This is a genomic window from Isoptericola haloaureus (assembly GCF_036689775.1).
Lineage (GTDB): Bacteria > Actinomycetota > Actinomycetes > Actinomycetales > Cellulomonadaceae > Isoptericola > Isoptericola haloaureus.
Map to the genome: position 1 here is coordinate 1 of NZ_JBAGLP010000076.1, position 314 is coordinate 314.

Genomic DNA, 314 nt, shown 5'->3' on the forward strand with positions numbered 1-314 from the left:
GCCCGCCGCGGTGTCGCGGTGACCGCGGGCCTCACCTCCGTCCGCGTCCACGCCGGGGGGCTCGTCGCGGTGCGCGGCGCCGGAGGGACGGTCGTCGTCCTCGCCGCCACGCCGGAGCGGCCCGGGGCCGGGGCCGACGACGCCGCCGGCGCCGTCGTCGTCCTCGAGGGGCTGCTCGGGACCGGCGCGCGGGGCGCGGCGCGCGGGCTCGGCGGAGCCGTCGCCTCGGCCCTCGTCTCCCGGTGCGCTGGGGGCGTGAAATCCGCCGGCCCGGAACGTCGCGAGCCTGCAGATTTCACGCCCACAGCATCGGG

At 80.9% G+C, this 314-nt stretch carries 1 pseudogene; it reads left to right on the top strand.

The window, feature by feature from the left end:
* Positions 1–18 precede the first annotated feature (18 nt).
* Positions 19–314 (top strand): annotated as a pseudogene (locus tag V5O49_RS00245) (hypothetical protein); the annotation flags it as partial.